Annotated in this window: 11 protein-coding genes; 6 read left to right on the forward strand and 5 right to left on the reverse strand. The window is 69.3% G+C overall.

Annotated features, from left to right (window positions below; all coding sequences use genetic code 11):
• Positions 1-83: 83 nt before the first annotated feature.
• The 5 genes from DMC61_RS36385 (at position 84) to DMC61_RS36405 (ending at position 6595) form a co-directional block, all read left to right on the forward strand.
• Complete coding sequence (locus tag DMC61_RS36385; protein ID WP_125695074.1) at positions 84-2954, forward strand: type 2 lanthipeptide synthetase LanM family protein; 2871 nt, start codon at positions 84-86, stop codon at positions 2952-2954.
• Positions 2955-2967: 13 nt separating this feature from the next.
• The gene (locus DMC61_RS36390; RefSeq protein WP_016334466.1) at positions 2968-3162 is read left to right on the forward strand and encodes a hypothetical protein; all 195 of its coding nucleotides are present in this window, start codon (positions 2968-2970) and stop codon (positions 3160-3162) included.
• 89 nt (positions 3163-3251) lie between these two features.
• Complete coding sequence (locus tag DMC61_RS36395) at positions 3252-6140, forward strand: helix-turn-helix transcriptional regulator (protein WP_125695075.1); 2889 nt, start codon at positions 3252-3254, stop codon at positions 6138-6140.
• 3 nt (positions 6141-6143) lie between these two features.
• Positions 6144-6383: a glutaredoxin domain-containing protein gene (locus DMC61_RS36400; protein WP_037338316.1), complete on the forward strand. Its 240-nt coding sequence runs from the start codon at positions 6144-6146 to the stop codon at positions 6381-6383.
• Positions 6380-6595, forward strand: coding sequence for a ferrous iron transport protein A (locus DMC61_RS36405; protein WP_125695076.1), 216 nt, complete (start codon positions 6380-6382; stop codon positions 6593-6595). The genes DMC61_RS36400 and DMC61_RS36405 overlap by 4 nt, the downstream gene beginning before the upstream one ends.
• 37 nt (positions 6596-6632) lie before the next feature.
• On the opposite strand, the gene DMC61_RS36410 is transcribed toward DMC61_RS36405, so the two are convergent.
• Together DMC61_RS36410 and DMC61_RS36415 are read right to left on the reverse strand one after the other, a co-directional pair.
• Complete coding sequence (locus DMC61_RS36410) at positions 6633-7514, reverse strand: manganese catalase family protein (protein WP_063273916.1); 882 nt, start codon at positions 7512-7514, stop codon at positions 6633-6635.
• A gap of 32 nt (positions 7515-7546) precedes the next feature.
• Complete coding sequence (locus tag DMC61_RS36415) at positions 7547-8002, reverse strand: DUF4383 domain-containing protein (RefSeq protein ID WP_125695077.1); 456 nt, start codon at positions 8000-8002, stop codon at positions 7547-7549.
• Between the two features lie 166 nt (positions 8003-8168).
• Here DMC61_RS36415 and DMC61_RS36420 point away from each other — a divergent pair, with 166 nt between their 5' ends.
• The gene (locus DMC61_RS36420) at positions 8169-8837 is read left to right on the forward strand and encodes a hypothetical protein (protein WP_125695078.1); all 669 of its coding nucleotides are present in this window, start codon (positions 8169-8171) and stop codon (positions 8835-8837) included.
• A 1-nt stretch (position 8838) separates the two neighbouring features.
• Here DMC61_RS36420 and DMC61_RS36425 read toward each other — a convergent pair whose 3' ends face one another.
• From DMC61_RS36425 to DMC61_RS36435, 3 genes are all read right to left on the reverse strand, one after another.
• A complete protein-coding gene (locus tag DMC61_RS36425) occupies positions 8839-10164 on the reverse strand; it encodes an aldehyde dehydrogenase family protein (RefSeq protein ID WP_255431768.1) in 1326 nt (441 codons plus the stop codon).
• 105 nt (positions 10165-10269) lie between these two features.
• The gene (locus DMC61_RS36430; protein ID WP_125695080.1) at positions 10270-12603 is read right to left on the reverse strand and encodes a chitobiase/beta-hexosaminidase C-terminal domain-containing protein; all 2334 of its coding nucleotides are present in this window, start codon (positions 12601-12603) and stop codon (positions 10270-10272) included.
• Positions 12604-12792: 189 nt separating this feature from the next.
• Positions 12793-13248, reverse strand: coding sequence for a hypothetical protein (locus tag DMC61_RS36435; RefSeq protein ID WP_125695081.1), 456 nt, complete (start codon positions 13246-13248; stop codon positions 12793-12795).
• Between the last annotated feature and the right edge of the window lie 42 nt (positions 13249-13290).

Consider the following 13290-nt stretch of genomic DNA (forward strand, 5'->3'; position numbering starts at 1 on the left):
TCTCCGGACATCTTCGTGCGTGCGCTGAATGTGGGGGTGCCGCCCCCATGTGCGGGCCGCGCCGAGCTGACAGCATTACCGCCGTGACGCCCCAACCATCGGCGACGTCCCTGCCGCCGAGGTGGTGGGAGCACGGCCGGACCCCGCGCGAGCGGTCAGCGGACAAGCCCCTCTGGGCCGACTTCGCCGAACACGCCATCACCACGCTTCTGCCGGAGCGCCCCCCAGTCGGTGACTGGCGTGCGGCGTTCGCCGGGGTCTTCAGGTCTCTCGTCGACGCCGCCTCGCGCGACGCGGTCCCGGACGATCTCCCCGGCGCCGACGTCGATGCGCTTCGCCAGGGTTTCGCGGCCAATCTCGACCAGCACCTGCTCAACCTTTCCGTCCGCACGCTGGTCCTCGAACTCCACCGTGCCCGCAAGGCCGGAACCCTCCAGGGCGAGACGCCCGAAGAGCGCTTCTCGGATTTCGTGCGCAGTCAATCGACGCCGGCCGGGCTCACCCGGTTGTTCGGCGAGTACCCGGTGCTGGCCAGGCTCCTCGCCCAGGCCTGCCTGTACGCCGCCGAAGCCCAGGCCGAAACGCTCGCCCGGTTCTCGGCCGACGCGGCCCTGCTGCCCTGCTCGGTCGTCGACGGCGAACTCGGCACGCTCGTCGAGGTCGCGGGCGGATTCGGTGACTCGCACGCCTGCGGGCGTTCGGTCAAACTGCTCCGCTTCTCCAGCGGCGCCAAGGTGATCTACAAACCCCGTCCGCTGATCCTGCACGAGCGTTTCACCGACGTAGTCGAACAGCTCAACAAGCGGCTGCCGGGCCTTGAACTGCGCACCGCCGACGCGCTGCCGCGTGACGGCTACGGCTGGCTCCGGTTCGTCGAACACCGGCCGTGCGCCGACCTCGGCGACGTCGACCGTTTCTACCGCAGGCAGGGCATCCTCCTGGCGCTCCTGCACGCGCTCGACGCCACCGACGTCCACTACGAGAACGTCATCGCCTGCGGCGACCAGCCGGTGCTGATCGACATCGAGACCCTGTTCCAGCCGTCGCCGCCTGTTCCACCGGAGGGCGACCCCGCGGCGGCGATGCTGGCGCGGTCGGTGCAGCGCACGCTGCTGCTCCCCCAGCTCTTCGCCGGCGAGCACGGTGCCGTCGACATCTCCGGTCTCGCCGGCCGCGGTGGCAAGCTGCCCACCGACCGGGTCGATTGGGCCGACGCGGGGACCGACCGGATGCGCCTGGTCCGGGTGCCCGGAGAACTCGCCGGAAGCAACAACCTGCCGCGCCTCGACGGCCGCGACGTCGCTCCCGCCGAACACAGCGCGGCGCTGCTGGCCGGGTTCCGGCTCGGCTACGACGCGATCTCCTCCGGACGGGACGAGCTCACCGAGCTTCTCCGGCGCTGCGCCGAGGATCCCATCCGGGTGCTCATCCGGCCGACGAACTTCTACTCCCGCCTGCTGGACGAGACCACCCATCCCGACCTGCTTCGCGACGCCGCCGACCGCGACCGCGCGTTCGACCTGCTCGAAGAGGACTCGGTGCGGGAGGAGAAGCTGCTCCGGCTGGTGCCGCACGAGCGGGACGACCTGTGGGCGGGTGACGTGCCGATGTTCACCTCGAACCCCGGTTCGACGTCGCTGCTGGATTCGCGTGGCGAGAGCGTCGAAGGGGTCGTCGACCGGCCGTCGCTGAGCACCGTGCTGGCGAAGGTCGCCGACATGGATCCGCTCGACCAGCGGGACCAGGAGTGGCTGATCACCGCCACCCTCGCCATCAGCACGGCGGCCGACGGCCACCACGGCAACGGCGAGACCGCGGAGACGGCGGTGCCGAATCAGGCGCCCGACGCGGAACGGTTACTGGTCACCGCGTGCGGGATCGCCGACCAGATCGTCGCCAACGCCTTCTCCGACGAGCACCGCTCCAACTGGCTCGGCATCGAGCTCGTCGACGACCGTTATTGGACCGTCCTCCCGATGGGCGCGGGTCTCGGCGAGGGCTACTGCGGTGTGGCGTTGTTCCTCGCCCAGCTCGCCGAACTGACCGGGATCGCGCGCTACCGCGATCTGGCCGCGTACGCGATCAGCCCGCTCCCCGGCCTCTTCGCCACCCTCCGCGCCGACCGCGAATTGGCCGCCACCGCCGGCTGCGGCGGGCTGCTCGGGCTCGGCGGCGTCGCGTACACGATCGCCCGGCTCAGCACGCTGGTCGGGCTTCCCGCGGGCGATCTCATCGAGCAGGCCGTCGACCTGATGCCCGAGGCCACCGCCGAAACACCCTCCGGGTTCACGACCGGACTCGCGGGCGGCGTCGCCTCGATGCGTTCGGTGTATGTCCAAACAGGACTGGAGACGGCGCTGGCCCGGGCGGACCGCTACGCGGCACAGCTGCTCGAACGCGAACGTCCAGCGGAGAAGTCCTTCGCCCGTGGTTCGGCCGGGATCGACTGGGTCCTGCGGGCACACGAACGTCCCGGCGAAGAACCGCCCGGAAAGGCGGACGATCGGGCGGAAAGCACCGGCGGGTGGTGTGACGGCCTCGCGGGCGACGCCCTCGGAACGGCCGCGCACCTGCCCGATCCCGAACACGCCAGGGAGCTGGACCGGACGATCAGACGGCTGACCGACCGGGCACCGCTGAAGGATCTCAGCCTCTGCCACGGCGAGTCCGGAGTGCTGGACGTGTTGTGCGTGCTGGCGGAGAACGGGCACACTGGCGCCGCGGCCGCGGCACGCCGCCGGACCGGTCATCTGCTCGCCGCCATCGATCAGCGCGGTGCCCGCTGCGGCACACCCGGCGCGGTTCCCTCGCCAGGGCTGCTGAGCGGCCTGGCGGGGATCGGCTACGGCCTGCTGCGGCTGGGATTCGGCGACCGGGTCCCCTCCGCGCTCCTGCTCCGCCCCGACCGGCCGCATCCCGCGGCCACCGTTTTTCCGCCGGTAAACCGAGTATGAGGAGAAGAACCACATGTACGAAAGAGATCTGCCCGCCACCGAAGACGTCCTCGGCGCCGTGAACCTGCCGCGCGCCCTCGAGGTCGGCTCGCGCAACCACGCGCTGGCGGGCAGCAAGCCGCGGCTGAGCGCCAACCCGCTCGCCACCCTGTCCACGGACACCGGTTCGCCGTCCGTCGTCAGCGTCTTCACCGGCGGCTGGATCTGAGTAGAGCTCACGAAGGCGGGTTCGCGCCGCCCGCCTTCGTGATCGACTTTTGGCCGTGACAGCGGAATCCGCTCGCTATAGTCACGGCGGTGGGTATCCGTTCGTCGCGGATGATCGGCCGCGACGCCGAACTGGCCGAGCTCTCCGGAGCTCTCGATCGCGCCATCGCGGGTCGCGGCGGCGCGATCTTTCTCGTGGGCGAAGGCGGCGTCGGCAAATCCCGGCTCGCCATCGAAGCCGCCTCGCGGGCGGTCGCCGCCGACGTCCCGGTGCTGCAGGGCAGGGCCAGTTCGATCGGCCCGCTCGTCCCGTTCCGGCCGCTCACCCAGGCACTGCTGTCGCATTTTCGTGGCGGCGGCCCGCCGGAGGCGACCGAACTCGACCCGTTCATCCCCGTGCTCGCCCAGCTCATCCCCGATTGGAGCCGAGGGGACCGGCCTCGCGAGTCCGGCTCCCTGATGGTGCTCGCCGAAGCGGTGTTCCGGCTGCTGGCCGTCACCAGCCGCGACCGCGGCGCGCTGCTGGTCCTCGACGATCTCCAGGACGCCGACGCCGAGACGCTGTTCATCCTCGAATACCTCGTCGACAACCTGCCCGCGGCGCAGACCCTGTTCGTCGGCACGCTCCGCAGCGAACCCTCCGACGCGCTGCGCCTGGCGACCTCCGGAGCACAGCGGATGAGCTGCGCCGTCGTCGAACTCGGCAGGCTCGGCCTCGCCGACACCCACGCGCTCGCCGCCGCCTGTCTCGAGACCGAGCCGGGGCGGCTGCCGTCGGCCGCGACGGAACTGTTGTGGCGCAACAGCGCCGGTCTTCCGTTCATCGTCGAGGAACTGCTCCACGGCATGGTGAACGACGGCCTGCTGGTCGAGGGCCGCGACGGCTGGCGCGTCATCGGTGAACTCCGCGCCCGCGTCCCGGCCGCGCTGGTCACCAGTATCGGCGTCCGGATGGAGCAACTCGGCGAGCAGGCGGGTGAACTTCTTTCGGTCGCGGCGATCATCGGCCGCCGCTTCCCACTGACGGTGGTGCAGGCGGTCACCGGGACCAACGACCGGACGCTGCACAATCACCTGGGCGCCGCGGTCTCCGCGAACCTGGTGACCACCGACGAGATGACGCCCGGCTGGTACGCCTTCCGTCATCCGCTGACCGCGGAAGCGTTGCTGGCGCGTCAGTCACCGGCGCGGAAGGCGGAACTCGCCCGTCAAACCGCCGACGCGGTCGAGGAGCTGTACCCGGGCCTGCCGGGCGACCTGTGCGCGCTCGTCGCGTCGCTCCGGCTGACCGCCCTGGACGAGCGGGCGGCGGGCCGGTTGTTCGCGGAGACCGGCCGTCGCGCGCTCGACGCGGGCGCCGCGGATTCCGCGGTCACGATGCTCACGAAGGCCCTCGACCTGCTCGCCGCTGCCGACGCGGGTGATCGGGCCGAGGTGCTGGAGACGCTGGTGCACGCGCTCGGGCAGACCGGTCAATTCGACCGCGCCGTGGAACTCTCCGCCGCGTTCGGCGAGATCGGCACGCTCGAACGGGCCGCGAAACTCCGCACCCAGCTGGCCTGGGCGGCCTACATCGCGGGACGGCACGACGAATGTCTCGGCCAGATCGAACGCGCCCGCGCTCCCCTGGGGTCGGCGATCTCACCCGCTCAGCAGGCCGCGCTCGACGCCGTCGAGGCGAACCTCTGGCTCGACGTCCCCGGCCGGACCGGGACGGCCGAGCGGCTCGCACGTCAGGCGTGGAAGGTGGCCGAGGCGACCGAGCAGCCGTTCGTCGTCTGCCAGGCGTTGCAGGTGCTCGGGATGCTCGCGCTGTCCCGGGACCTCAGCGAATCCGAGCACTACATGCAACTCGCGCGGCGGACCGCCGAGGACAACCATCTGCACCACCTCCGCACCCAGGCGCTGGTCCGGCTCGGCGGACACCGCGTACTGATGAACGGCGACGAGCAGACTCTGCTGCTCGCCCGTGCCGACGCCCAGCGGACCGGGTCGATCACGCTGCACTGCGCGGTCGATTCCGTGCGCACCATGCACGCGATCCTGCGCTGCGACTTCGGCACCGCGCACACGCTGCTCGCCGAGAACCTCGCCGTGCTCGGCAGGCTCCGGCTGACCGCGTTGCTGCAGTACGCGCATATGACCAGGGCGATGTCGGCCGGGCACCGGGCGGACCGTCCCGCGATGGAGCAGGCACTCGACGACTTCCGCGAAAGCGGCGGCGAGAACGCGCAGGAGATGGTGCTCAGCATCGGTCTGGCACGGGTCTTCTGTTCGCTGCTCGAAGAGGACTTCGACCGGGCCCGCCGCGAACTCGGCCAGGTCATCGAGCTGGAGGACCGGCGGCCGAGCCGGTTCCACCTCGCCGGCCAGCACGGGCTCAGGACGCTCGTCGACACCCTCGGCGGTGCGCCCTGCCCGGACGGCGGATCGGCGGTGAGCGGGATGCGCTGGAACCGGCAGTTCGTCGAATTCGCGCAGGCCGTCGAGCACGGCCGGCGCGGCGACGCGGCCGAAGCCGAACGAGCGGTGGCCTCCGCGCTGAAGACGTCGGCGCCCTATCCCCTGGCCCGCCATCTCGGGCTCCGGCTGATCGCCGAACCGGCCGCCGCCGACGGCTGGGGCGATCCGGCCGGCTGGCTCAAGGAGGCTGAGGAGTACTTCCACGGCAGGGACATCCAGGCGGTGGCGGCCGCCTGCCGGACCCTGCTCCGCAAGCTCGGAGCGCCCGTGCGGCAACGGCGCTCCGGGGTCGACCGGGTCCCCGGCGACCTGCGCGCGGCCGGGGTCACCGTGCGCGAATACGAGGTGCTCGTGCTGCTCGCCGAGCGGATCGGGAACAAGGACATCGGCGCCCGCCTGCACATCTCGCCCCGGACGGTCGAGAAGCATGTCGCGAGCCTGCTCGCCAAGACCGGGCTCGCCGACCGTGCCGCCCTCGCCGAACACGCCGCCGGACCGCGACCTGGCATGCTGTGAGCCATGAGCGACCTGATCGTGTACGGCGCCGGCTGGTGCCCCGACGTCAAACGCAGCCGGGCCCTGCTGGACTCGAAGGGCGTCGAGTACGACTACATCGACGTCGAAGCGGACTCCGGCGCGGAGGAGACGGTGCGCGCACTGCAGAACGGTGAGCGGCGGATTCCGACCATCGTCTGGCCGGACGGCACCCATCTGGTCGAGCCGAGCGACGACGAACTCACCGCGCACCTGAACCGGTGACCCTCCCGGACGTGCCGGTCGGCACGAGGGTCGTCGTGCGGTACCGGATCGAAGGCGGCTTCACCGACGCTCTCGGTTACCTGCGCTCCCGTGACGAGACCGAGTGCACGGTGGAGACCAGACGCGGCCTCGCGACGATCCGGCTGGCGGACATCATCCTGGCGAAGACGGTTCCGCCGCCTCCGGCTCCACGCAGGCCTCGAGAGGGGTAAGGACGGTCAGAACCGTCCTTACCCCTCTCGAGTCGGGCTAGCTCTTCCGTGACTTCGTGGCCTTCTTCTTCGCGTCCTTCGCCTTCCCCTTGATCGTCCCGACGGCATCCTGCAGCGGCGCGTAGGTGCCGTACAGCGCGGGATCCGGTTTCGGAGCGGTGCCCGGACCGCCGAGCGCCTCCGGCTCCATCAGGTACTCGATCCCGTCTTCGCCGAAGCTCCAGCCGCCCTTCGCGCCGTCCGGCCCGTCGGACAGATGCCACACGGTGTTGTTGTGGTCCTGGTTCTCCTCGTCGAACAACGCCGTCGGCGCGATGTCGCTTTCCAGGCCGTCGGCCTTGAGTTCCTCGATCGCGGCGAGCCACTGCTTCTGGTGCACCGTGTCGCGGGCGAGGTTGAACTGCAGCATCGCCTTCACGCCCGGGTCGTCGGTCATGTTGTACAGCCGGGCCGTCTGCAACCGGCCCTGCGCCTCGGCCGCGGCGTTCGCCCGGAAATCGGCCAGCAGGTTGCCCGACGCCACGACGTAGCGGCCGTTCCAGGGGTAGCCCTGGCTGTCGCTCGGCGTCGCGCCGCCACCGGAGATGATCGCCTGCTGGGGATCCATCCCGCCCAGGATCGCCGCGGTGGCCGGATCCTTCGCCGCCTCGGCGACCGTGGTGGCGGGTGCCCCTTCCAGCAGCCGGGCGACCATGGTCGCGAGCATCTCGACGTGCCCGATCTCCTCGGTCGCCGTGTCCATGATCAAATCCTTGTACTTGCCCTCGATCCGGCAATTCCAGCCTTGGAAGAGGTACTGCATGGTGACGGTCATTTCACCGTAAGCACCGCCGATGAGTTCCTGGAGCTTACGGGCGTACAAGGCGTCCGGCTTTTCCGGTTTGGCCTCGAACTGGAGCGATTTGGTGTGACGGAACACTGATTACCTCCGAATAATGGGGAAAGAATGGATCAGCGCGAGTCGGCGATCGGCGCCTTCGAACCGGAGAGCGGAATGAGCCCGAGTGCGATCATCCCGATGGCGAGCCCGAGGTGCAGCCAGTTGTCGGCGCTGTTGACCGGCACGAAATTCGCCGCCGACCCGTGGTCGATCAGCAGTCCGTACAGCCACAGCACGAGGTAGACCACCCCGCCGCCGACGAGGAACGCCTTCGCACCGCTCGCCGTCCGGGCCAGCAGGATGCCCGCGACGCCGAACGCCAGGTGGACGATGTTGTGCAGGATCGAAACCTGGAACACGCCCAGCAGCAACGCGCCGGACTCGTGCCCGGCACCGCTCAGCTGCTCGTAGTTCGTCGTGATTCCGGGGATGAAGCCGAGAATGCCGACGAGTAGGAAGACCGCGCCCACGACGAGGGCGATGAGCTGGCGCGGAGCCCGCCGAACGGTGGCCGGCGATGCAGTCATGATTTCCTCCGATCCAGGTGGAATGAGCCTCTGGAACGTCGAGTACCCGCGCCGGAGCCGGCCACACCGGGGAAGCGGCGATTTCGAATCCGTGGGAATTCCCGTGTAATCCGGTGCTGCCGGGGTAGTCGGCGCGAAGCACTCATATGACAAGGAGGCGGAAATCGTGGCCGAGCGCGACGCACCGCAGGCAGGGCCGATCGGCAGGCTTTTCCGGGCCGGTTTCCACGCCCTCTCCGCGCTCCGCGGGGCGCGGGCGTTCCACCCGAACGGCCTACTGCTCAAAGGCGAACTTCACGCTTTGAGGCGCGACGAAATCGCACTTCCGCCGGATCCGGTGGCCGTCACCGTGCGAATGTCCAAAGGGGCCGGTCTCCCGGGGCGCGTGCCGGACGCGCTGGGGCTCGCCGTCCGGATCCCCGCCGCGAACGGTGCCCCGTGGGATCTCACCCTGACCACTTCCGCCGGCCGCGTGTTGCCGCGGCCGGCGCGATCCTGGACCGCCGGCCGCTACAGCTCGTTGCTGCCCTACCGCGTGAACGGCGAACTGGTCTGGCTGTCGGCCCGCGCGGAAACGCCGCGGCACGCCGAAGCGTCGCTGGACGCCCTGAGCCGGCTGGTGAAGGAAGGGCCGGTGACCTATCTCGTCGAAACCGTCCGCGTGAACGGGCATCGGAATCCGTGCGCGACGCTGACCCTCCACGAGGTGGGCGAAGACGCCTCGCGCCCGGCCTTCGATCCGATGCTGAACGCTCCGCCTGGCTGGGAGCTGCGGCCTCGCTGGCTCACCGGGTTGCGCGAGCGTGCCTACGAGGGCAGCCGCGAGGGCCGCTGACTCATCCCGCGAGAGGCTTGTCCAGCACCGCCTTCACGTGGCTGAAGTTGTCGATCGAGTAGCGCCCGTGATAACGGCCCATCCCGCTCTCCCCCACGCCGCCGAACGGTAGTTCCGGCGCCGCGAGATGGATGATCGCCGCACCGAACACCAGCCCGCCCGACGAGGTCTCCGTCTCGATCCTGCGCTTCGTTTCCTCCGATTCGGTGAAGGCGTACAGCGCCAGCGGCTTGTCGCGTTCGTTGACGAACTCCAGCGCCGCGTCGACGTCGGGCACGTCGATGATCGGCAGGATCGGGCCGAAGATCTCGTCCCGCATCACCGGGGCGTCCGGCGAGACGTCCGTGAGCACGGTCGGCGCGATGTACTTCTCGTCGCGGTCGGCCTGGCCGCCGACGACCACGGTTCCGTTGTCCAGCAAGGCGGTGAGCCGGTCGTGGTGCCGGGTCGAGATGATGCGGCCGTATGCCTCGCTGGTGGCCGGGTCTTCGCCGAACATCGCTCGGACGGTCTCGGCCAGGTGTTCCGCCAGCTTCGGGCCGGTGTCACCGATCGCGAGGACGTAGTCGGGCGCGACGCAGGTCTGGCCCGCGTTGGCGAACTTGCCGTACGCCAGCCGCTGGGCGGTCACGGCGAGGTCCGCCCCCGGCTCGACGATCGCCGGGCTCTTCCCGCCCAGCTCCAGCGTGACCGGCGTGAGATGCTTCGCCGCCGCGGCCATGACGATCCGGCCGACCGTCCCGTTGCCGGTATAGAAGATGGTGTCGAACTTCTGCTCCAGCAACGCCGTCGTCTCGGGGATCGCGCCTTCGACGACACGGACACCCTCGACGTAGTTCGGCAGATGCTCCGCGATCGCGGCCGAGGTGTTCGGGGACAGCTCACTCGGCTTGACGACCGCGCAGTTGCCCGCCGCCAGCGCTCCGACCAGCGGCGCGAGCACCAGCTGCAGCGGGTAGTTCCACGGCCCGATGATCAGCGCGACCCCGAGCGGCTCACGCACGACGCGGCCGTCGGCCGGTCGCAGCGGGTACGGCAGATCGGCGGGCTCCGGGCTCAGCCAGGAGTCGAGATTCTCCAGCGTGTGGTCGATTTCGTTCCGTACGAGCGCGATCTCCGCACGCTTCGCCTCGGCGGTGTTCTTGCGCAGATCGGCGTAGAGCGCCTTGAGGAAGACGTCGGCCTGCTCGGACAGGAGCTTCCGCAGGCCGGTGAGCTGCGTTCGCCGCCACTCCACCGGCTTCGTGACACCGGAACGGAAGAGTGCGCGTAGTTCTTCGACGACGGCGGAGGCATCGCTGCTGGTCATGGATTCGAGCCTAGTCATGGACCTCGGCGGCTGCCCAGCATTGGGCGGTATAGAGCGTTATACAAGAAGCTGAAGGCTCCCTTCGTCGCATGAGACGCGGCGAAGGGAGCCTTCAGCCCGGCGTTACGGGTAGCTCACCAGGTTGCTCGGCCGCGTGTCCGGCGGCGTCACCGCCCCGGCGTCGTTGATCACGTGGGTGATGGTCCCCTTGTAGTTCAGCGAGACCGTCACCAGATTGTGGAACCGGACGCCGGAGCGGTTCGGCACCTCGAACGCGTGATACAGGTTCACCGACGGGTTGTCGTTGAAGAAGCAGTAGCTGCCCAGGCCCCACGCCTCGTGCGTGGTCACGTTGTCCCCCACCTTGTAGGCGGCGTACCCGTTGAGCCCGTTGGGACTCTTCCAGCCCGCCTGGTCCGGGACGTCGTACGGGATCTCGTTCTGGAAGAAGATCGTCCTGCCGTTCTGGCCGTTCCAGATCACCTGGTACTTCTGGTAGTGCTCGACGAACAGGCCGGTCGCCAGCACGTTGTCGCCGTTGACGACCACGCCGGTGTCGCCGGTGTTGATCGTCCAGCCGTAGGTGCCCGCGTTGCCGTGGTCGGCCCGCCAGGCCCAGATGTGGTCGATGATCGTGTCACGGCTGTTGACGATCAGGCTGTTCGTCGCCTTCCCCGCGATCTGACCGCCGATCCGGAAGAACACGTCCTGCAAGGTGGTCGGGTTCGCCGCGTGGTTCGCGGTCGACCCAGCCTGGCCGACTGTGAGCAGCGACTGCGAGTTGGTCGTTCCGGCGTCGAACAGCAGGCCCTTCAGCCGGACACCGTCCACGTCGGCGACCTTCATGGCGTCGACGCCGTTGTCCGGAACCAGCGTCGGGTAGCCGACACCGAGGACGACGGTGTTCGCCTTGGTCACGTTGAGCGTCTGGTTCAGGTGATAGACGCCCGGCGTGAAGAACAGGTTGCAGCCCTGGGAAAGGGCGGTGTTGATCGACGACGCCGTGTCCCCCGCCTTCACGACGTGGAACTGGCTCATCGGCAGCGAAGAGCCCTGGGTGCCGCCGTTGGCCCAGCTCGGCCCGGAGGCGTTGGTGCGCAAGGAAGGCAGGAACACGCGGTACTTGCCGGAGCCGTCGAGGTAGAGATACGGGACGTCGCGGGACACCGGTGTGGTGCCGAGCGTCGTCTCCGGCGGGTTCGGGAAGGTGTTCGCGGGAGCGCCGCTCGTGCCGGAGAAGACCATGTTCCAGACGCCGCCGTCCCAGCTGCCGTAGCTGCTGTCCCGGGTGTACCACTGCTGCTGTGAGATCGACGCGGCCTGTCCGGAGACCTTGGTGTCGGCGGTGTAGCCGCCGCTCGCGAAGCCGTAGCTGGCCGGATAGAGCTGGAGCCCGCCACGGATGTCCATCCGGCGGAACGGTGCGGCCTGCGCGACCGCCCAGCGGGTCGAGCCGCTGCTCGGGACGACAGCGAGGTTCTCCGCCGAGCGCCAGAAGTTCTGCAGCGCCACGCCCTTGTCCGACTCGTTGAACGCGTCGACGGTGACGTCACCGTTGATCACCACGTCGCCCGGGTTCTGCCCGAGACCCGCGACCGAGGTGTAGTAGCCGACGTTGTCGTGGATGCCGTTGTACACACCGGGCTTGAACAGGTGCGCGTACCGGCGCTCGGTGAACTGCGCGGTCAGGGTGTCCTTCTGCGCGTTGAAGTCCGCGTCGAGCCGGGACTGGATCGACGCAGCGGACATACCAGGGTCGAAGATCCGCACGTTCGGGCCGAAGTCCGGGACCTCGGCCTGAGCCGGGCAGGTCCCCTGTGTCGATCCGATCGTGTAGGTCGCCGAGGACACCGGGGAGTTCGCCGAGCCGGCCTTGAGCGCGATCGCGGAGATCGTCGAGGAGGCGGAGACCGTGATCGGCCCGGTGTACACAGTGGACGACGCCGTCGGCGTGGAACCGTCCACTGTGTACCGGATGGTCGCGCCGGCGGTCGCGCTCGACAAGGTCACCGAACGGGCGCTCGGGTAACTGCCGCCCGGCGGATCGAAGGTCGGTGAAGCGACGGTCGTGCCGCTGCCGCCGTGGGTGTACGTGAAGTGCGGGGTGTCGTATTGCGGCCCGTTCTTCTCGTAGGTGAACCAGTAGTCGAGCACCGTGCCCGCCGACAGTGAGCCGACGGTGTGCCGCCACGTGCCTCCGTTGTCGGTCATGCGGACGTTCTGCTGCCCCACGCCCGGGACACCGGTGTAGTGGATGTCGACGTAACGCGCCGGGGTCGCCGGCGTGAAGGAGAACTGCGCCTGGGTCGCGTTCAAGGACGCGGCGCTCTGGCTGTAGTCGGCGGCCGCGGCGGTGGCACCGCCGAGCCCGGCCGCGATCAGGAGCGCGGAAAGGCCGAGGGCGAGCGCGCCCCGGACCCCTTTCCGGCGCTTGGGCTGCACAAAGATCCGATTCACGTCGTGACACCTCCGGCGTTGGAAATCCACGGGCGAAGCAATTCGTTGCGCGCCACAACAAAGTAGCCGTCCGTGCGATATGTCCAGATCACGCTTCGGTAACACTGATGGTCCAAACCACTGACTACGCCAGGCGGCCCACGACGACAGGGCCGTTCGGCGCCGTCGACGGGAGCGTTCGGGTGCTGGTCAGCGGTCTGGGACGACGTAGAGCGTCGACGCTTCCCCACCGTGCATCGCGCTCAGGCTGGTCCGGCACGCGCGGAGGACCTCGCGGTTCGCGACCGAGTCCGGCGGGACGCCACAGCCGTCGCAGAAGAGCTCGACCGTTCCCGGGAAGGTCTCGTCGACCTGGACTTCGACCGTGCGATCGCAGCGGCGGCACCACCGATGCCCGGTGACGATCAGGATGTGCATCGGATCCGAGATGCACTGATGCACCCAGCGGCGGTGCACGTAACAGGTCGTCCGGATATGCGCGCTCAGCCCGTGTTCCTCCGCCACGTCCTCGGCGGCGAGGATCGCGGCCAGCCGCCGGTCGGCGATCTCGCCGTACCGGTCCCGGCGCCGCGCGGGAGGGGACGTGTCCGCCGCCGCGAGCAGTCTGAGATGAGCCCTTGAGGGTGGCGGAGTACGTAGCACCATGTGGGTCTCGACCTTTCGGCGTCCACCGGAAGTCTTATCAGC

This window comes from Amycolatopsis sp. WAC 04169 (genome assembly GCF_003947535.1).
Taxonomy (GTDB): domain Bacteria; phylum Actinomycetota; class Actinomycetes; order Mycobacteriales; family Pseudonocardiaceae; genus Amycolatopsis; species Amycolatopsis keratiniphila.

Coding starts and splice junctions, on each gene's coding strand:
- DMC61_RS36390 (WP_016334466.1), top strand. CDS start 2,968: ATGTACGAAAGAGATCTGCCCGCCACCGAAGACGTCCTCGGCGCCGTG.
- DMC61_RS36400 (WP_037338316.1), top strand. CDS start 6,144: ATGAGCGACCTGATCGTGTACGGCGCCGGCTGGTGCCCCGACGTCAAA.
- DMC61_RS36415 (WP_125695077.1), bottom strand. CDS start 8,002: ATGACTGCATCGCCGGCCACCGTTCGGCGGGCTCCGCGCCAGCTCATC.
- DMC61_RS36425 (WP_255431768.1), bottom strand. CDS start 10,164: ATGACTAGGCTCGAATCCATGACCAGCAGCGATGCCTCCGCCGTCGTC.
- DMC61_RS36435 (WP_125695081.1), bottom strand. CDS start 13,248: ATGGTGCTACGTACTCCGCCACCCTCAAGGGCTCATCTCAGACTGCTC.